This is a genomic window from Lentzea sp. NBRC 105346 (assembly GCF_030269605.1).
In the GTDB taxonomy this organism is placed as follows: domain Bacteria; phylum Actinomycetota; class Actinomycetes; order Mycobacteriales; family Pseudonocardiaceae; genus Lentzea.
Genome location: NZ_BSTQ01000004.1, coordinates 143,444 through 161,914 on the forward strand (window position 1 = coordinate 143,444; position 18,471 = coordinate 161,914).

Consider the following 18,471-nt stretch of genomic DNA (forward strand, 5'->3'; position numbering starts at 1 on the left):
GGAATTCCGCATTGCTCCACCTGTCTGATTGATCGCCCACGCGCGGGGAGATGTGCTTGCCGCATTCTCTCCCCACGAAGGGTTTTGCGCCGTGATCAACTCAACGTCTCGGTGGAGACACCGCACCGGAGCGGCCCTGCTCGCCGCGGTGCTGGGTACTTCCGGGCTCGGCTTCGCCGCCACCCCCGCTCTCGCGCAGGAGCAGCCGCAGCAGACCGAGCAGAAGCAGCTCGACAAGAACGACCGTGAGCTTCTCGCCGAGGCCGCCGCGCAGGGCAAGCCGACGGTCGACCTGCTGGTCGCCGCCGAGGACGGCAAGACCGACGCCGCGGTCAACGAGCTGAAGGCGCTCGGCGCCACGGTCCAGAAGACCGAGAAGGACGTCGACTACGTCAAGGTCACGATTCCCCGGGACAACGCCGAGAAGGCCGCCAAGCTGAAGTCGGTCGAGTCGGTCGACGTCGACGGCCTCATCGCGCTCGACAACCCGAAGCCCGAGGGCGCGGAGAACCCGCTGCCGCAGACGCCGCCGAGCGCGTCGACGCCCAAGGACAACCCGTACATGCCGATCGGTGACACGAAGGCATCGGACTTCACGGCGGCGAACCCGAAGTGGGACGGCCGCGGCACGACGATCGCGGTCCTCGACACCGGTGTCGACCTCGACACCCCGGCGCTGGCCACCACCAGCACCGGCGAGCGCAAGATCATCGACTGGTACAACGCGAACGCCACGAACTCCGGTGACGGCAGCTGGGTCGCGATGACCAAGACCGGCACGACCGGCAAGTTCACCAACGGCGGCCGCGAGTGGACCGCGCCGTCCACCGGTGGCCCGTACTCGTTCGGTCTGTTCAAGGAGACCGCGGGCGACTTCGGCGGTCCGGGCAGTGAGACCGGCGGCGACATCAACCGCGACGGCGACCGGCTCGACTCGTGGGGTGTCCTGCAGGACATCACCACGAAGGAGGTCTTCGTCGACCTCGATGGTGACGGCAACTTCACCAACGAGAAGCGGATGATCGACTACAAGGTCAAGCAGGACTTCGCGTTCTTCGGTACGGACAACCCGGCGACCCCGGTGATCGACCGCATCGCGTTCGTCGTGCAGACCGACCGCTCGATCTACGACAACGCGGGCACCCCGTACGTCAACCTGGGCATGTCCGCCGCCGCGCACGGCACCCACGTCGCCGGCATCACCAGCGGCAACAAGCTGTTCGACGGCAAGATGACCGGTGCCGCCCCCGGCGCGAAGATCATGGCCGTCAAGGTCTGCCTCTCCACGCCGTCCTGCACCAGCTCCGGCCTGATCGACGGTGTCCTCTACGCCGCGCGCAACGGCGCCGACGTCGTGAACATCTCCATCGGCGGTCTGCCGGCCCTGAACGACGGCAACAACGCCCGTGCGGAGCTCTACAACCGCACGATCAACGAGTACAACGTCCAGCTGTTCATCTCCGCGGGCAACAGCGGCGCCGGTGCGAACACCGTCGGCGACCCGTCCGTGGCGACGGACGCGGTGAGCGTCGGCTCGTACATCACCAAGCAGACCTGGCTGTCCAACTACGGATCGGTCACCAAGGACACCCAGAACCTGCACGGCTTCTCCTCGCGTGGTCCGCGTGAGGACGGCGGGTTCAAGCCGAACATCGTCGCGCCGGGCTCGGCGATCTCCACCACGCCGCGCTGGCAGGCCGGTGGCCCCGTCGCGGGCACCTACGCCCTGCCCGCCGGGTACTCGATGTTCAACGGCACGTCCATGGCCGCCCCGCAGGCGACCGGTGCCGCCGCGCTGATCGTCGGCGCCTACAAGGCCACGCACAACGGCCAGCGCCCGACCTCGGCCGCCGTGCGCTACGCGATCCAGGGCAGCGCCTCGTACGTCCCGAACCTGGGTGCCTACGAGCAGGGCGCGGGTCTGTTCAACACGATCGCGGCCTACAACCTGCTCAAGAAGGACCCGAAGCCGAACGCCATCAAGACGGCCGTTCCGGTCAGCACGGTCCAGTCGAGCCAGCTGGCCACGCCGAACGTCGGTGTCGGCATCCACGACCGCGAGGGTGTCGAGGCGGGCAAGTCCTACACCCGCACCTACACGCTGACCCGCACCAGCGGTGCGAGCACGCCGGTCACGCACTCGGTGAAGTGGAAGGGCAACGACGGCACGTTCAGCTCCGCCAAGACGGTGCTGCTGCCGCTCAACCAGCCGGTCCTCTTCCCGGTGACGATCAACCCGAAGTCCGCCGGGGTGCACTCCGCGGTGCTGGAGATCAACGACGTCATGACGTCGGGCGTTGACATCCAGACGCTGAACACGGTGTTCGCGACGACGAACTTCTCGGCCGCCAACAAGTTCGCGGTCACGAAGTCCGGCACGGTCAGCCGCAACAAGACGCAGCACCTGTTCGTCAACGTGCCCAAGGGCACGAGCGCCCTGAAGATCGACCTGCAGGGTGGCGGCGCCGAGGCCGGCAAGGGCCAGGTGCGATTCCTGCGCTTCACCCCGCAGGGTGTGCCGCTGGACAGCACCGCGTCGACCAGCTGCTACAACCCCGACGCCGGGGCCGGCTGCGCCGGTGGCACCGCCACCAGCCGCACGCTGACCAACCCGCTGCCGGGTGTGTGGGAGATCGTCGTCGAGGCGCGCCGGACGTCCGACACCCTCGACGCGCCGTACACGGTGACGGCCTCGGTGCTCGGCACGACCATCAGCCCGAACCCGGACGTCATCGCGTCCGCGCAGCTGGGTGTGCCGCTGAACCGCAGCTACACGGTCAACAACACGCAGGCCGCGTTCAACGGTCGCCTCGCGGCCGGTGCGGTCGGCAGCGCGAAGACGGCGCGCCCGTCGATCGCGAACGGTGCGACGACGATCTACGACGTCACGGTTCCGGCCGGCGCCTCGGCGCTGACGGCGACCATCGGCAACCCGTCCGACGCCGCCTCCGACCTCGACCTCACCGTCCTCAACTGCACGACCGGCACCTGTGTGCAGGCCGGGCAGTCGGCCGACGGCGACTCCGAGGAATCGGTGACGGTCGCGAACCCGGCGGCCGGTGCGTGGAAGGTCGTGATCGACGGTTACGCGGTGCCCACGGGCAACACCGACTACGACTACTTCGACATCTACACGTCGTCGTCGCTCGGTTCGCTGACCGTCTCGGACGCCAACGCCGACCGCGCCGCCGGTGCGTCGTGGAACGTCGCGGGCGTCTTCACGGCGAACGGTCAGCCGGGCGCCGGGCGCGTCCTGCGCGGTGACCTGGAGGTCCGCACCTCCGGCAACGACGTCGTCGGCCGCGGTGCCGTCATCGTCCAGTCGGTGAGCTAGTCCGGTAGTGCCGTTAAGGCCACCTTCACTGCGTTGAGCGCAGTGAAGGTGGCCTTAACGGTGTTTCTAGGGTTCGGGATCGCGGTAGCTGAGCGGTTCGTCGACGTCCACCTTGGACACTCCCGGCAGGCCAGGGACGGCGTCGGCCTTTTCGATCGGCACCTCGGCCCGTACGTAGCCGATCTTCGGGTCCTGGGCCTCGACGCTCGCGCCCAGTTCCCTGAGCGCCTTCACGACGTCGTCGTGGCGTCCCTCCTTGACCGACACCATCACCGTGACGGACTTCGCGCCGTCACGTCTGGCCTGGTCGACATTGGTCTTGTTGATCGTGGGCGGCACGGTTGCGGTCACCTCCTGGGCCGGTGTGGCCTTGCTACCACAGCCCGAGAGCGTGAGCACGCACGCTGCGGCGACGAGCGCTCTTCTCATGCCTCCAGGACGGAGTCGCGCGTCCCAGTGGTTGCAGCGAGGAACCGGTTGATCCTGTCCGCCAGCAGCTCGGGCGCGAGCCGGTGCGCGATGTGGCCCTGCCGCGGCAGCACCTCGAGCGTCGCGTTCTCGATGTCCTGCTCGAGCACCCGCGCGGCACGGCCGTAGATGAGCTCGGGCCGGTCGCTGGTCTCGCCGAGCAGCAGCAGCGTCGGCACCTTGATCCGGCTCGGCGTGCTCGGGTCGTAGTCGAACGCGTCGACGGCCCGCAGTTCGGTGAACGTGCCGGCCATCAGCCCGAGCATCTCCGCCCAGCCGCGCGGATCCTTGGCACGGAACAGCTCGACGTACATTGGCGGGTCGCCGACCAGGTCGACCGCCAGGATCGAGAACGCCTCGTCGAGGTCGTCCCGGTCCATCGCGGCCTCGATCCGCCGCAGCGCGTCTCGGGCGAACGGCCCGTCGACCGGAACAACCGGTTCGTAGAGGACCAGGGCCGTGAGATCGTCGCGTTCGGCGGCGGTGAGGAACGCGATCAGGCCGCCGTAGCTGTGCCCGATGAGGACGGGGTTGCTCTTCGTGTCGAGAACCTGGTGGAGATCGTCGATCTCGGTCCGCAGCCCGTAGCTCTCTCCGTGGGGTTCGCTCTGCAGGCGGCCGCGCCGGTTGGGAACCGTGACGTCGCCGGGCAACCGGCCCGCGACCTCGGCCCAGTGGTCGGCGACGGTCTGCACGCCGTGGGTGATGACGATGTCCATGACGGCCAAAGTAGGCCTTGCCATTAGTGTCAAGGTCAAGCCGTGGGGGTGATTTGTGCTGATAGGTGAACTGTCGGCGCTGACGGGGGTCAGCGCCAGGTCGTTGCGGTACTACGAGCAGGAAGGTCTGCTGACCTCGGCGCGGGACGGCAACGGCTACCGGGCGTTCGCGGAGGGCGACGTCGAGACCGTGCTGCGCATCCGCTCGTTGCTGAACGTGGGCCTGCCGTTGCGCACCGTGCGCCAGATGCTGCCGTGCGTCATCGACGCCTCGCCGCGCCTGGACCCGTGCTCGGAGCTCCGGCAGACGTTGCACACCGAGCTCGAACGGCTGGACGCCGCCGCCGCGGAGATCAGCCGGTGCCGCGACCTGATCACCGGCATCCTCGACCGGTCCGCTCCAGCATGATCCCAATCGGGCCCCAACCGCGGGCGGTTTCCTCTTGCCGCGTGCGCGACAGGACGGAGACCGCCGCATGACCTGGTTCGCGGACCTCACCCCGTACGAGTACCTGCGCTCGGTGCCCGGCATGGTCAACGTCGGCTGGCTGAGCAAGAAGGCGCCGTTCCCGACGGGCCCGGTGCCCGACGGCGTGCTGCCCGCGTTGCGCACGCTCGCCTCGCAGCGCACGCACGTCACGCGCGGCTGGCACTGGTGTGAGTTCTGCGGCGGGCATCGCGACGAGCGGGCGCGCGGGCACATGGAGATCCACGTTCCAGGGGCGGACGGGCGGAGCTACTCGGCGCCGGATCTCCTTCCGCACTACATCGAGGCGCACTCGTACCAGCCGCCGCTGGAGTTCGTCGAGGCCGTGCTGGGGTTCGCCCGGTTGTCCGAGATATCGGCTCCGGTCGCTTTCGGGTCGGTCACCTGGGATGTCACTCCGCCGCTGGAGCTGTTGCGGCTCACCGCGGTGCAGCTGGAGGGCGGGTTCCCGGTCAGCGTGCTGTTGCAGCCCGATCCGACCTGGGCGCAGGTGCGGGTCGGTGCGTTGATCCGGGAGTTGGTGCCTCCGTTGGCCGAGGGAGTGGAACTGTCCGTCGTGGAGGGTGCCGACGTGGTCGGTGTGTTGCGGATCTACTCGCCGCGCGGGTGTTGACCGCGTCCCGCACGGGTACCCGCCCGTGAGGGAGGTGATGACGCATGCCCGAATCCGTGCGTCTGCTGGTCACCGTCGGCGGCTCCGTCGCCCTCGCCCTGGTGATCGTGGAGATTGTCCACCGTGCACTGCAGCGGTTCGCCCACTCCGGACGGATGTACCGCCCCGGCCAGTTGTTCGGCGCCGTCCTGGCGGCACAGATAAGCCTGAGTGTGTCAAAGACCACCGGAGAGTGGAAATCACCGGTGTTGCACGTGCTGGGCGTCGTGCTCATCGCGGCCGGCGCCTGGTTGCTGGTGGCGTTCGTGACCACGATGGAGGACGTCGCGCTGGCGAAGATTCCGACGAACGTCACGGACAACCGGCACGCGCGCAAGGTGCACACGCAGATCACGCTGGTGCGCCGCGTGGCGACCGTGGTAATCGGGGTGCTCGCGATCGGCGCGGTGCTGATGACGTTTCCGAGCGTGCGAGCGATCGGGACGACCGTGCTGGCCAGTGCCGGTGTGATCGGTGCGGTCGCGGCCCTGGCGGCGCAGTCGTTGCTGGGTAACGTGATCGCCGGCGTGCAGATCGCGTTCAGCGACGCGATCCGGCTGGAAGACGTTGTGGTGGTGGAGGAACAGTGGGGGCGAGTCGAGGAGATCACGCTCACCTACGTGGTGGTGCACCTCTGGGACGACCGGCGGATGATCATGCCCACCAGCTACTTCCTGAAGACCCCGTTCGAGAACTGGACGCGCACGCAGTCCGCGTTGCTCGGCACGATCGAGCTGGACGTCGACTGGTCGGTCAGCGTCGAACAGATGCGGCACGAGTTGCGGGACATGTTGGAGCACAACGACCTGTGGGACGGGCGGGTCTGCGTGTTGCAGGTTGTCGACGCCACCTGGGGACGAGTGAGAACCCGTGCGTTGATCAGTGCACCGGACGCCGGGAAGTTGTGGGACCTGCGGTGCCTGGTGCGCGAGCACCTCGTCGACTGGGTGCGGCACAACAACGCGATGCCGCAGGTGCGCACGCAGAACGCCGGGCGGAGTCCGGTCAAGCCGCGCGAACAGCGGGATCAGCACACGGACGCGCGCGTGTTCGGGGACAGCCCCGACGGACAGCAGCGCGACGAGGTGTTCTCCGGACCTAGGGCAACTTAGGGGCGAACAGCCACCGGTTGAGCAGGTCGCGGTGGCCGGCGAGGGACACGAAGTCCTCGGTGGTCACCGTGCCGTGCCGGTGCCGCGAGGTCCACTCCCGCAACAGGGAGAAGAACGAGTCGTCACCCAGTTCCACCCGCAGGGCGTGCAGCGTCAGGGCACCCCGCTTGTACACGCGGTCGTCGAACCAGTGTTCCTCGGCCGGTGACCCGATCAGGATGTCCTGTGGCAGCACTGAAAGCAGCGTGCGGGCGCGTGCGGCCATCACCTCGGCGGTGGGGCCGCCGGACGCCTCGGACCACAACCACTCGGCATAGCAGGCGAAACCCTCGTTGAGCCAGATGTGCTCCCAGGCCGCGATGCCGACACTGTTGCCGAACCACTGGTGCGCCAGCTCGTGCGCGACCAGGCGTTCGGAGCCGCGGCGTCCGTCCACGTGGTTCGCGCCGAACGTCGACAGGCCCTGGGCCTCGATCGGCACCTCCAGCTCGTCGTCGGTGATCACGACCGAGTAGTCCGCGAACGGGTAGGGGCCGAACAGCGAGGAGAAGACCTCGATCATCCGCGGCTGCCGGGCGAAGTCGAACGCGGCCGCACGACGCAGGCGGGCGGGAGCGAACACCCGCGGCGCGACCTCCACGTACTGTCCGATCTGGACGGACGCGAGGTAGGTCGCCATCGGCTCGGTGGACGAGTACACCCAGGTGGTCGTGCTGCCGCCGACGTGACCGTCCACCAGAACACCGTTGCACACCACGGTGTACGGCGACGGCGCGGTCATCGAGATCCGGTACGTCGCCTTCTGTGAGACGAGATCGACGCAGGGAAACCACGACGGCGCACCGAAAGGCTGCGAGGCCACGATCGCGCCGTCGGTCAGCTCGTCCCACCCGAGGTCGCCCCAGTGGCGGGTGTGCACCGGCTGCGGCTTGCCCGAATACCGCACCTCGACGGTGAACTCGCCGCGCACCGCCGCCTGGACCCGCAGCTTGCCCGCCCGGTGCGTGTACCGGGCGGGTTTGCCGTTCACCAGGACCTTGGCGATGTGGAACGGCCCGAAGTCCAGGACGAACGGTCCATCTCCGGCAGCCGTCAGCACCGCGCGCCCACTCAGGCGCGCGGAGTGCGGTTTGTAGTCCAGCTCCAGGTCGTAGTGGCGAACCGTCACCACGCGGAGATCGGGTTTCCCAGCCATCGCGTTCCGGACGGTACCTGCTCGCCGCGCATCACGAGTGAAGCGGGGCCGACTGTCGTGTGTGCACCGATCGACGCGCCGGGCAGCACGATGCCGTGCGGGCCCAAGGTAGCGCCGTCGAACAGGGTGACCAGGTCCATGCGCAGGATGCGGTCGTGGAACAGGTGCGTCTGCACGACGCAGCCGCGGTTCACGGTCGCACCGGGAGCCAGCCGCACCAGGTCCGCCTCCGGCAGCCAGTACGACTCGCACCACACGCCACGGCCGATCGACGCACCGAGGGAACGCAGCCAGAGGTTCATGATCGGCGTGCCGCCGGAGAACCCGGCCAGCCACGGCACCGCGAGCACCTCGACGAACGTGTCCGCCAGCTCGTTGCGCCACACGAACGCGCTCCACAGCGGGTACTCACGCGCCTGGAACCGGCCGACCAGCGTCCACTTCGCCAGCAGGGCGACCAGACACGCCAGGACACCGGCGCCGAGCAGCACCACACCGGACAGCAGCACCGCCCAGACCCCCAGTGCCTTCAACGCGAACAGCACCAGCACGACCAGCGCGACGTTCAGCATCACCGGGACGAACCGGCACAACTCGACCAGGCCGCGTGCCCACATGAGGTGCCGCGGCGGGTCGTAGGTGCGCGAGTCGTCGCCCTCCGACACGTTGCGCGGCAGCTTCATCGGCGGCATGCCCAGGTACGAGTCACCGGCCTTGGCCCGCTTCGGCGCGGCCGACAGCACGCCGACCAGACCGCCCTTCGGCACCGCGCGGCCGGGCGCGGTCATGCCCGAGTTGCCGAGGAACGCGCGCTTGCCCACGCGGGCCTGCGCGATCCGCAGCCAGCCGCCACCGAGCTCGTACGACGCGACCATCGTGTCGTCCGCCAGGAAAGCGCCGTCGCCGACGCGGGTCATCTTCGGCAGTGCCACGACCGTGGACGCCTCGACGCGACGGCCCACGCGCATGCCCAGCGCGCGCAGCCACACCGGCGTGAACAGGCTGGCGTACATCGGGAACAGCGCGGTGCGCGCGTTGTTCATCAGCCGCTCGGTCGTCCACGCCTGCCACGCGATCCGGCTGTGCACGGGGTGATACCCCTCGCGCAGACCGATTCCCAGCAGCCGCACCGAAACCAGCACGAGCAGCGCGTAGGTGCCGAACCAGATGGCCGACGCCGCGGGCACGTCGAGCAGCGCCGAGCGCAGCGTCACCTCGTGCCGCAGCACGAACAGGCCCGCGGGCACCGCCGCCAGCAACGGCAGCGCGGCCAGCAGCGAGGAGCTCACGCCGTACATCAGGCTCCAGAACTGCGAGCGGGCCGGACGGCGCCGCGGCCAGTCCCGCGCCGCCTTGCCGATGCGAGTAGCGGGCACACCGGCCCAGCGCTGGCCCGTCGGGATCGAGCCGGTCACACCGGAACCCGGCGCCACCTCGGCCCGCTTGCCGATCCGAGCGCCGGGGAACAGCGTGCTGCGCGCGCCGACCGTGGCGCCCGCGCCGATGCGGATGCGGCCGACGTGCAGCACGTCGCCGTCCAGCCAGTGCCCGGCGAGGTCCACCTCGGGCTCCACGGCCGCGTTGCGCCCGATCTTGAGCATGCCGGTGACCGGCGGCAACGAGTGCAGGTCCACGCCGGGGCCGATCTTCGCGCCCAGCGCGCGGGCGTAGTGCGTGACCCACGTGCCGTGCAGCTCGGTCGCCTTCGACAGCTCGGCGATCTTCTCGGCCGTCCACAGTCGCAAGTGGACACCGTGGCCGCGCTGGTACTTGCCGGGCTTGATGCCGCGCAACAACAGGCGCGCGGAGCCGGCGGAGATCGCGAGCCGGCCGGCCGGGCTGATGAACACCGCCCAGCCCGCGGCGATCCACCACCACGAGACGTGCGTCCAGCCCAGCACGTTCGACAGCGCCGCCAGCAACGTCACCCAGCGGGCGCCGGAGATCGTCAGCAGCGGAACCATCAGCAGCGTCTGCACGAGACCGGTCCAGCGCGGCGTCGGCACGACGACGCGTTCCTCGGCCTGCTCGGCGTCGAACTGCTCCAGCCGTTTCGCCAGCGCCCGCAGCGTCGGGTACTGGTAGACGTCGCTGACCGACCCGCTCGGGTACCGGGTGCGGATCATCGACACCAGCTGTGCCGCGGAGAGGCTGCTGCCGCCGCTGGAGAAGAAGTTCGCGTCCTCGGCCGCCGGGCCGCTGCCCAGCACCGCGGCCCACTGCTCGGCCAGCCAGCCCTCGACTCCGGCGAAGACCGGGGTCGAGTCGTTCATCGAGTCCAGTGGCCACGGCAGGGCGGCGCGGTCGACTTTGCCGGAGGTGCGTGTCGGCAACGTGTCGACCAGCGCCAGCAACGGAACCAGCGCGGCGGGTAGCTCGTTGCGGAGCTGTTCCACGGCGAGGGCCTGGTCGAACTCCGGGGAGGCGACGAGGTAGCCCACGAGGATCTGGTTGCCGCCACGCGTGGTCCGCACCGCGGCGGCCGCGCCGGCGACCTCGGGCAGCGCCTGCAGCGCCGCGTCGACCTCGCCCAGTTCGATGCGCCGGCCGCCGAGCTTGATCTGTTCGTCCGCGCGGCCCAGGAAGATCAGGCCCTCCGGCTCGGCGCGGACCATGTCACCGCTGCGGTACGCGCGGTCCCAGCCCATCGACGGCAGCGGCGCGTACTTCTGCGCGTCCTTCTCGGCGTCGAGGTAGCGGGCCAGGCCGACGCCGCCGATGACCAGCTCGCCGGACTCGCCCATCGGCACGACCTCACCGGTCGCGTCGACGACGACAAGCTCCCAGCCGTCCAGCGGCAGACCGATGCGTACCGGACCCTCGCCGGTGAGCTGCGAGGCACACGCGACAACGGTCGCTTCCGTTGGGCCGTAGGTGTTCCAGACCTCGCGGCCGTCGACCGCGAGCCGCTCGGCCAGCTCGGGCGGGCACGCCTCGCCGCCGAAGATCAGCAGCCGGACGTCGTCGAGCGCTTCGACCGGCCACAGCGCGGCGAGCGTCGGCACCGTCGAGACGACGGTGATCTCCTGCTCGACCAGCCACGGCCCGAGGTCCATTCCCGTGCGCACCAACGAACGCGGCGCGGGCACGAGGCAGGCGCCGTAACGCCACGCGAGCCACATCTCCTCGCAGGAGGCGTCGAACGCGACGGAAAGCCCTGCCAGGACACGGTCTTCCGGACCGATCGGCTCGTCCCGCAGGAACAGGTTCGCCTCGGCGTCGACGAACGCGGCGGCGGAACGATGCGTGACCGCGACGCCCTTGGGCTTCCCGGTCGAACCGGAGGTGAAGATGATCCACGCGTCGTTGTCCGGGCCGGGCTCGCCCTCGACGCCGATCGGCGCGCCCTTCATCTCGATGGACCGCCCGGCACCGAGAACGGCGCAGACGCCGGCCTCGCCGAACACGAGCTCGGCGCGCTCGTCCGGGTCCTCGGCGTCGACCGGGACGTACGCGGCGCCCGCGGCGAGCGTCGCGAGGATGCTCACGTACAGGTCGACCGTGCCGGACGGCACGCGCACGCCCACCCGGTCACCGACGCCGATGCCCTCGGCGGCGAGTTTGGCCTTGAGGTCGCTGATCTCGACGAGGAGCGCGCGGTACGTCAGCGCGGTGGTTCCGTCATCGACGGCAAGCGCGGCCGGGTGCTCGTCGGCACTCGCGCGCAGGATGTCCAGCAGGGTGCGCGGCTCGGCGGCCGGGCCTGCGGTGAACATCGAACGGACTACGGGCTCCAGGACAACGGTCACAGCGCGGCCACTTCCGCCTTTCGAAGTTTGGGTTGACCAGGAACTTTACCGCGCTGTAACCGTTGATCACGTGGTTGGTGCGCCGTCTCACACCCGATTCACCTGTATGGGCGGACGTTTTCGCATGAATTCGTCGGCGGCTGGGCAGCCAGCAGCGCGCGTCCGGTGGACCGGCTGAGGTTCCAGTGCCGGAAGTCCTCGGGCCCGTCCGGCGCGAACCTCGCCGGCCAGATCGCGCAGCTGCGCAACGGTTCCGGCAGCTGGTAGATCGCGGGCAGCGCGTCGGCGGACAGCTCCGACAGATAGTACGGGTCGATCTTCCCCGTTTCCTGCCAACGGGTCACGTTGTGGGAAGCGACGATGCCCTCGGGGTTCAGCACGGCGAGCGACAGGAAGAACGCCACACCGGTCGCCACGATGGTGTTGGGCAGCCACTTCGCCTCCATCCGGATCCCGGCGAAGATCACCAGCAGGTACACCAGGCCCAGCCACAGCTCGAACGCCTCGACCACCAGGCGCAGCACGGTGAACCCGTACGCCTGCTGGTAGAACCACATCCGGCTGATCGCCGACGCGACGATCACCAGCGTCAGCACCGCCAGCGCGCCGAGCAGCCCGCGCAGCCACGTCCGTTCGCGCGCCTCGTCCTTCCGGGCGAACCGCGCCACGAACCCGATGACCGCGAGCGTCAGCACGGTCACCCACAACAGCTGCCAGAAACCCGACCGCGCGTACTCGGAGTAGGTGACGGTTCCGGGCGCCTGCACATAGGCGTCACCGCCGAAGATCACCGCGAGCTGCGTGCAGATGAACACCGCGAACAGCACCACGAGCGCGCCGACCGGCAGCGCGTAGTCCTCCGGGCGCAACCGTCCCGGCCCGCGGTCGTCGTTCGCCTTGATGTGAGCGGGTGCCGCGAGCAGGTAGCAGGCACCGAACGCGCCGAACCCCGCCGCGCCGAACAGGAAGATCCACCAGCTGACCGTCGCCTCGTCGAGGTCGGGGACCATCCGCTGCACCAGCCGGTCGAACGCCGCGTCCGCGCTCGTCAGCAACGATCCGAAGATCAGCAGCAGCACCACGCTCACCGCGAGCGACACCAGGATCCGGGCGTTGCGCGGCCGAGCCTTCCCGATCCCGCGCGCCACCCACGGGATCGACCGCAGCGCCGCCAGCGGCACGGCGATCGCGCTGAACCCCAGGTGCAGCACCGATCTTCCGCTCGTCACGGCCAGCGAACCGCACAGGATCGAGGCCATGACGCACAACGGGAACAGCCAGTCGGCGTCCCGCAGTGCGCCGATGCCCAGCAGCGCCAGGGCCGCCGCCAGCCACAGCGACTGACGCGGCGTCGGCCGTCCGATGTGGACGACCAACGCGATCGTGCCGACGAGTCCCCCGAGGAACCAGCCGACACCGATCACCCAGGGGGTCAGCGCCGCCGCGCCGAGACCGGCCGCCGCGCCGGTCCATAACACCCCGATGGGCGCGGACTCGGCCGGCGGCTTCCACCACGGGAACATCGGGGCGGGCGGCTGCAACAGCACCGGCCCCGCCGCCGGGTACACGGGCACGGTCTGCACGCGTTGCGCCGGCTTCGGCCCGGCCCACTCGTCGGCGAGCTTCGCCGCCGTCGCGTCGGGCTTCTCGTCACTCACATCCGTCTCCAGGGTGTGCGTCATCGCCGGTCGTGAGTGTTTTCCGTTGCCATAGCGACGGAAAACACTCACGACCGCTTTTGGCTTTTTCAGTAGCGAGGCAGGGTGACCCGGATGCGGGATCCGGGGTCGACCACGGCGATGGTGCCGCCGTGCAGGTCCACCACCCAGCGGGCGATGGCGAGCCCGAGTCCCGTGCCGCCCCCGCCGGCCCGTTCTCCTCGGGTGAAGCGCTCGAAGATGCGGCCGCGGTCGGCCACGGCGATGCCAGGCCCCTCGTCGCGCACCTCGATCACGATCGAGTCGGCGGTGCAACCACCGACGACCTCGACGTGTCCCCCGCGGGGCCCGTGCCGCGCGGCGTTGTCCAGCAGGTTGACCACGACCTGGTGCAGCCGTTCGCCGTCGGCCATCACGGTCAGGTCCGGCGGTTCGACGGTCACCGTGAACCGCGCCTCGGGTGCGGCCACCTTCGCCTCGGCGACGACGTCGGCGAGCAGCACGTCGAGGAAGAGCTCCTCCCGGTTGAGCGTGAGCGCGCCGGCGTCGATCCGGGACAGGTCGAGCAGCTCGGTCACCAGCCGCCCCAGCCGTTCGGTCTGCGCCAGCGCCGTGCGCATGGTCGCCTCGTCCGGCGCGGCGACGCCGTCGACGACGTTCTCCAGCACGGCCTGCAACGCGGAGATCGGCGTGCGCAGTTCGTGCGACACGTTCGCGATCAGCTCGCGGCGCTGCTGGTCGGCGGTGGCCAGGTCGTTGGCCATCAGGTTGAACGCCTCGGCGAGCTCCCCGACCTCGTCGCGGGACGTGGCCCGGATGCGGCGCGTGTAGTCGCCCTGCGCCATCGCCCGCGCCGCGCTCGTCATGTCGCGCAACGGCGAGGTCATGCCGTGCGCGAGCAGCTGTGACGTGATCAGGCCGATGACCAGCGCCGACACCGTCGTCGTCGCGGGCAGCCAGCCGATCTTGTACCGGAAGAACGCGAAGCACGCCGCACCCGACGCGATGATCACGATGCCCAGCTTGAGCTTGATCGACCGGATCGGGTCGAGCGGCCGGGGCAGGAGGTCCTTCATCGGGGCACCTCGAGTGCGTACCCGACCCCGTGCACGGTCCGGATCAGGTCCGCGCCCAGCTTGCGCCGCAACGCCTTCACGTGGCTGTCGACGGTCCGCGACGACGCCCCCGCGTGCCAGCCGCAGACCTCGTTGAGCAGCCGTTCCCGCGCCTGCACCGCGCGCGGCCGTTCGGCGAGGAACACCAGCAGGTCGTACTCGGTCGGCGTCAGGTGTGCCTCCGCGTCGCCCCGGTGCACGCGCCGCTCGGTCAGGTCGATCCGCAGTTCCCCCAGCACAATGCGGCTACCAGCGGAAACACGCTCGACCCTGCGGAGCAGCGCGTGGACCCGTGCCGCCAGCTCGCGGATCGAGAACGGCTTGGTGAGGTAGTCGTCCGCCCCCACGGCGAGCCCCACCAGCAGGTCCGTCTCGTCTCCGCGAGCCGTCAGCATCAGCACCGGCACCGGCCGTTCCGCCTGGATCCGCCGGCACACCTCGAGGCCGTCGAAACCGGGCAGCATCACGTCCAGCACCACCAGGTCCGGCCGCAGCTCCCGCGCCTTGTCGACGGCCGACGGCCCATCGTGCGCGAGGTCCACGACGAACCCCTCCGCCCGCAGCCGCGCGGCGACCGACTCGGCGATCGTCAGCTCGTCCTCGACGACGAGAACCCGGCGCTGTCCCCCTGTCATGGCACGGACTCTATGTGGAGGTCATGGAGGCCGCTGGTGCAACTTGTGAAGGTCCTGTGCAGGCTCCCGGAAGAGCGAACGTGACATCGGGGGACATAGATGTCCCTGAACGTCACGTTCGTTGGCAGAGGTAGGTTGGCGGCGTGAATCCGTCGGTCCTCGAAGCGGTGCTGGAACGCATCACCTACGCCAACGAGGACAACGGGTACACGGTCGCCAAGGTCGACACCGGGCGCGGCGACCTGGTCACGGTCGTCGGCGCGCTGCTCGGCGCCCAGCCCGGCGAGTCGATCCGGATGCGCGGCCGGTGGGGCAGCCATCCCCAGTACGGCAAGCAGTTCCACGTCGACGACTACACGACGGTGCTGCCCGCGACCATCCAGGGCATCCGCCGCTACCTCGGATCCGGCCTGATCAAGGGCATTGGGCCGGTGCTCGCGGACAAGATCGTCGAACACTTCGGGGTCGACGCCCTGAGAGTCATCGAGGACGAGCCGCAACGCCTCATCGAGGTGCCGAAGCTCGGTCCGAAGCGGACGAAGCTCATCGCGGACGCGTGGGAGGAGCAGAAGGCCATCAAGGAGGTGATGGTCTTCCTGCAGGGCGTCGGCGTGTCCACGTCGTTGGCGGTCCGCATCTACAAGCAGTACGGGGACAAGGCGATCGACGTTGTCAAAGACGAGCCGTACCGGCTGGCCGCCGACGTGTGGGGCATCGGGTTCCGCACCGCCGACGTGATCGCCAAGGCCGTCGGCATCCCGCACGACAGCCCGCAGCGGGTCAAGGCCGGGCTGCAGTTCACGCTGTCCGAGGCCACCAGCGACGGTAACTGCTTCCTGCCCGAGCAGGAGCTGATCTCCGACGCCATCAAGATCCTGCAGGTCGACACCGGGCTGATCATCGAGTGCCTGGCCGAGCTCGTGCAGGAAGAGGGCGTGGTCCGCGAGGAGCTGCCCGACGAGCTGACCGCGATCTACCTGGTTCCGTTCCACCGCGCGGAGATCTCCCTTGCGTCTCAGCTGAGGCGACTGCTGAACGGGCCCGAGGACCGGATGCCGTCGTTCCGGGACGTGAACTGGGACAAGGCGTTCGCGTGGCTCGGGACGAGTCTGGAAGCGCATCAGGCCGAGGCCGTGAAGCTGGCGCTGACCCAGAAGGTCGCGGTGCTCACCGGTGGGCCGGGCTGCGGCAAGAGCTTCACCGTCAAGTCCATCGTGCGGCTGGCGCGGGCCAAGAACGCGAAGATCGTGCTCGCCGCGCCGACCGGCCGGGCCGCGAAACGGCTGACGGAGCTGACCGGTCACGAGGCGAAGACCGTGCACCGGTTGCTGGAGCTCAAGCCTGGCGGTGACGCTGCGTTCGACCGCGACCACCCGCTCGACGCCGACCTGATCGTCGTCGACGAGGCGTCGATGCTCGATCTGTTGCTGGCCAACAAGCTCGTGAAGGCCGTCGCGCCCGGCGCCCACCTGCTGCTCGTCGGTGACGTCGACCAGCTGCCGTCGGTCGGTGCGGGTGAGGTGCTGCGCGACGTGCTCGCGCCGGACAGCCCCATCCCGCACGTGCGGCTGACGCACATCTTCCGGCAGGCGCAGGAGTCCGGTGTCGTCACCAACGCGCACCGGATCAACTCCGGCGACTACCCGATCGTGCAGGGCATGCCGGACTTCTTCCTGTTCGCAGTCGACGAAGCGGAAGAAGCGGCCGCGATGACAGTGGACGTCGTGGCGTCGAGAATTCCACGCAAGTTCGGCCTCGACCCGCGCAAGGACATCCAGGTTCTGGCCCCGATGCACCGCGGCCCGGCCGGCGCGGGCGCGTTGAACGTCGTGCTGCAGGAGGCGCTGACGCCATCACGGGAGAACTTGCCGGAGAAGCGGTTCGGCGGCCGCGTCTTCCGCGTCGGCGACAAGGTCACGCAGATCCGCAACAACTACGACAAGGGCGCCAACGGCGTCTTCAACGGCACGCTCGGCGTGGTCACCGCGCTGGACCCGGTGGAGCAGAAGCTCGTCGTGCGCACCGACGAGGACGAGGACGTCGACTACGACTTCAGTGAGCTGGACGAGCTGTCCCACGCGTACGCCATGACCGTCCACCGGTCGCAGGGCAGCGAATACCCGTGCGTGGTCATCCCGATGACGACCAGCGCGTGGATGATGTTGCAGCGCAACCTGCTCTACACCGCGGTCACGCGCGCCAAGAAGCTCGTGGTGCTGGTGGGGTCGAAGCGGGCGATCGGGCAGGCGGTGCGCACGGTCGGCGCGGGCCGCAGGCACACCGCGCTGGCGCACCGGCTCAGGTCAGGAACTCCGTGATCAGTGCCGCCCACACGGCGGCCTTCTCCAGCGCGGTGGCGTGACCACACGGAATGTCGGCGAACTTCGCGTCCGGCACCAGATCCGCGACCTCGCGTGCCAGCCCCGGCGACAGCAGCTGGTCGTACTTCGGCCCGATCACCAGCGTGGGCACGGAGATCCGCCGCAGGTCCGCGGTGACGTCCACGCGCAGCAACAGCTCGATGTGGTCGGCGGCCCCCGGCGGCACGCTGGCGGCGATCAGCTCCGCGAACCCCTCGAACTGCTCCGTGGACAACCGGTCGAGGTAGTCCGGGCTGACCATCAGCTTCAGCACGTAGCGCGCCAGCTCGTCGCGCGGCCGGTCGAACAGGTCGTGCCAGCGGTCGATCTTCGCGCGGCTAGGCTCGTCCAGCGTCGGGAAGGCCGCGGTGAGCACGAGCCGGGTCACCCGATCCGGGTGTCGTACGGCGGCTCGCACGGCGATCGCGGTGCCCATCGAGAAACCGGAGAGCGCGAACGTCTCGTGGCCCGCGTCCACCGCGCAGGCGACGACCCGGTCGGCAAGATCATCAAGATCCAAAGGCGTGGTGGAACGCGGTGACGCACCGGAACCGGGGAGGTCCGGTGCGATCACCGTGAACTTCTTCGTGAGAGGTGCGAGTACCGGGCCGTAATTCGACACGACACTGCCACCCGCGCCGTGCACGAGCAGCAACGCCGGGCCGCTTCCCCTGACCACGCTCGACAACCCGGACGTGCTCAGTTCGGCTCCGGACATGCGCAAACCCCCTAGTCCATGCTCCGCACGATGTGCGGCTCCAGGCCTTCGTCGTCGTCAGCCTGCCACCCACGCCATGCAGAATAGAACCGATCGGGGATCGCGTAGTAGGAAATCTCGCCGACGCTGTGGTCGAGGTAGAGATGGTCCATGACGCACTCCAAATAAGATATCGACGGCCCCCGGCGATTGGGCGATGCAGTGATGGCAATAAGATTAGCCGCGAGATTCTGATAAGAATACTATTGTTTTACTACCGCCGGGTCGAC

The 18,471-nt window shown here is 69.2% G+C and carries 14 protein-coding genes; 5 read left to right on the forward strand and 9 right to left on the reverse strand.

Annotated elements, in window-relative coordinates; all coding sequences use genetic code 11:
- The first annotated feature begins 91 nt into the window (after positions 1–91).
- Entirely contained in the window at positions 92–3,334 is a 3,243-nt protein-coding gene (locus QSK35_RS10635) for a S8 family serine peptidase (RefSeq protein ID WP_285744748.1), read from the forward strand.
- Positions 3,335–3,400: 66 nt separating this feature from the next.
- Here the strand turns inward: QSK35_RS10635 and QSK35_RS10640 are convergent, their stop codons facing one another.
- Together QSK35_RS10640 and QSK35_RS10645 are read right to left on the reverse strand one after the other, a co-directional pair.
- Positions 3,401–3,763 carry a putative periplasmic lipoprotein gene (locus tag QSK35_RS10640; RefSeq protein ID WP_285744750.1) on the reverse strand — a complete coding sequence of 121 codons (363 nt, stop codon included), beginning with the start codon at positions 3,761–3,763 and terminating at the stop codon, positions 3,401–3,403.
- Positions 3,760–4,521 carry an alpha/beta fold hydrolase gene (locus QSK35_RS10645; RefSeq protein WP_285744751.1) on the reverse strand — a complete coding sequence of 254 codons (762 nt, stop codon included), beginning with the start codon at positions 4,519–4,521 and terminating at the stop codon, positions 3,760–3,762. The genes QSK35_RS10640 and QSK35_RS10645 overlap by 4 nt, the downstream gene beginning before the upstream one ends.
- Positions 4,522–4,576: 55 nt before the next feature.
- On the opposite strand from QSK35_RS10645, the gene QSK35_RS10650 reads away from it, so the two are divergent.
- The 3 genes from QSK35_RS10650 to QSK35_RS10660 all read left to right on the forward strand — a co-directional run bounded on the left by QSK35_RS10650 (position 4,577) and on the right by QSK35_RS10660 (position 6,772).
- Complete coding sequence (locus tag QSK35_RS10650) at positions 4,577–4,930, forward strand: MerR family transcriptional regulator (protein ID WP_285744752.1); 354 nt, start codon at positions 4,577–4,579, stop codon at positions 4,928–4,930.
- Positions 4,931–4,997: 67 nt separating this feature from the next.
- Entirely contained in the window at positions 4,998–5,621 is a 624-nt protein-coding gene (locus tag QSK35_RS10655) for a DUF7919 family protein (protein WP_285744754.1), read from the forward strand.
- Positions 5,622–5,665: 44 nt separating this feature from the next.
- Positions 5,666–6,772, forward strand: coding sequence for a mechanosensitive ion channel family protein (locus QSK35_RS10660; protein ID WP_285744756.1), 1,107 nt, complete (start codon positions 5,666–5,668; stop codon positions 6,770–6,772).
- Here the strand turns inward: QSK35_RS10660 and QSK35_RS10665 are convergent.
- The 5 genes from QSK35_RS10665 to QSK35_RS10685 form a co-directional block, all read right to left on the reverse strand.
- A complete protein-coding gene (locus tag QSK35_RS10665) occupies positions 6,759–7,943 on the reverse strand; it encodes a M1 family metallopeptidase (protein ID WP_285744758.1) in 1,185 nt (394 codons plus the stop codon). The two genes, QSK35_RS10660 and QSK35_RS10665, sit on opposite strands and share 14 nt — an antisense overlap.
- Positions 7,937–11,683: a Pls/PosA family non-ribosomal peptide synthetase gene (locus tag QSK35_RS10670; RefSeq protein ID WP_285745292.1), complete on the reverse strand. Its 3,747-nt coding sequence runs from the start codon at positions 11,681–11,683 to the stop codon at positions 7,937–7,939. Before QSK35_RS10670 ends, QSK35_RS10665 begins: the two co-directional genes overlap by 7 nt.
- A 131-nt stretch (positions 11,684–11,814) precedes the next feature.
- Positions 11,815–13,374, reverse strand: a complete 1,560-nt coding sequence (locus QSK35_RS10675; protein ID WP_285744760.1) for a DUF4153 domain-containing protein — start codon at positions 13,372–13,374, stop codon at positions 11,815–11,817.
- Between the two features lie 89 nt (positions 13,375–13,463).
- Complete coding sequence (locus QSK35_RS10680; RefSeq protein ID WP_285744762.1) at positions 13,464–14,450, reverse strand: HAMP domain-containing sensor histidine kinase; 987 nt, start codon at positions 14,448–14,450, stop codon at positions 13,464–13,466.
- Positions 14,447–15,124, reverse strand: a complete 678-nt coding sequence (locus QSK35_RS10685; RefSeq protein ID WP_285744764.1) for a response regulator transcription factor — start codon at positions 15,122–15,124, stop codon at positions 14,447–14,449. The genes QSK35_RS10680 and QSK35_RS10685 overlap by 4 nt, the downstream gene beginning before the upstream one ends.
- Before the next feature lie 143 nt (positions 15,125–15,267).
- On the opposite strand from QSK35_RS10685, the gene recD2 reads away from it, so the two are divergent.
- Entirely contained in the window at positions 15,268–17,442 is a 2,175-nt protein-coding gene (recD2, locus tag QSK35_RS10690) for an SF1B family DNA helicase RecD2 (protein WP_285744766.1), read from the forward strand.
- Here recD2 and QSK35_RS10695 read toward each other — a convergent pair.
- Both QSK35_RS10695 and QSK35_RS10700 read right to left on the reverse strand, forming a co-directional pair.
- Positions 17,423–18,202 (reverse strand): alpha/beta fold hydrolase, encoded by a 780-nt coding sequence (locus QSK35_RS10695; protein WP_285744768.1) that lies wholly within the window; start codon positions 18,200–18,202, stop codon positions 17,423–17,425. The genes recD2 and QSK35_RS10695 overlap by 20 nt on opposite strands.
- 11 nt (positions 18,203–18,213) lie before the next feature.
- On the reverse strand, positions 18,214–18,354 hold the full coding sequence (locus QSK35_RS10700; protein WP_285744770.1) for a hypothetical protein: 141 nt from the start codon (positions 18,352–18,354) through the stop codon (positions 18,214–18,216).
- Between the last annotated feature and the right edge of the window lie 117 nt (positions 18,355–18,471).

Excerpts from the sequence above, each read along its gene's own strand:
- QSK35_RS10640 (WP_285744750.1), bottom strand. The coding sequence starts at position 3,763 with ATGAGAAGAGCGCTCGTCGCCGCAGCGTGCGTGCTCACGCTCTCGGGC.
- QSK35_RS10645 (WP_285744751.1), bottom strand. The coding sequence starts at position 4,521 with ATGGACATCGTCATCACCCACGGCGTGCAGACCGTCGCCGACCACTGG.
- QSK35_RS10655 (WP_285744754.1), top strand. The coding sequence starts at position 4,998 with ATGACCTGGTTCGCGGACCTCACCCCGTACGAGTACCTGCGCTCGGTG.
- QSK35_RS10660 (WP_285744756.1), top strand. The coding sequence starts at position 5,666 with ATGCCCGAATCCGTGCGTCTGCTGGTCACCGTCGGCGGCTCCGTCGCC.
- QSK35_RS10670 (WP_285745292.1), bottom strand. The coding sequence starts at position 11,683 with ATGTTCACCGCAGGCCCGGCCGCCGAGCCGCGCACCCTGCTGGACATC.
- QSK35_RS10680 (WP_285744762.1), bottom strand. The coding sequence starts at position 14,450 with ATGAAGGACCTCCTGCCCCGGCCGCTCGACCCGATCCGGTCGATCAAG.
- QSK35_RS10685 (WP_285744764.1), bottom strand. The coding sequence starts at position 15,124 with ATGACAGGGGGACAGCGCCGGGTTCTCGTCGTCGAGGACGAGCTGACG.
- QSK35_RS10695 (WP_285744768.1), bottom strand. The coding sequence starts at position 18,202 with ATGTCCGGAGCCGAACTGAGCACGTCCGGGTTGTCGAGCGTGGTCAGG.
- QSK35_RS10700 (WP_285744770.1), bottom strand. The coding sequence starts at position 18,354 with ATGGACCATCTCTACCTCGACCACAGCGTCGGCGAGATTTCCTACTAC.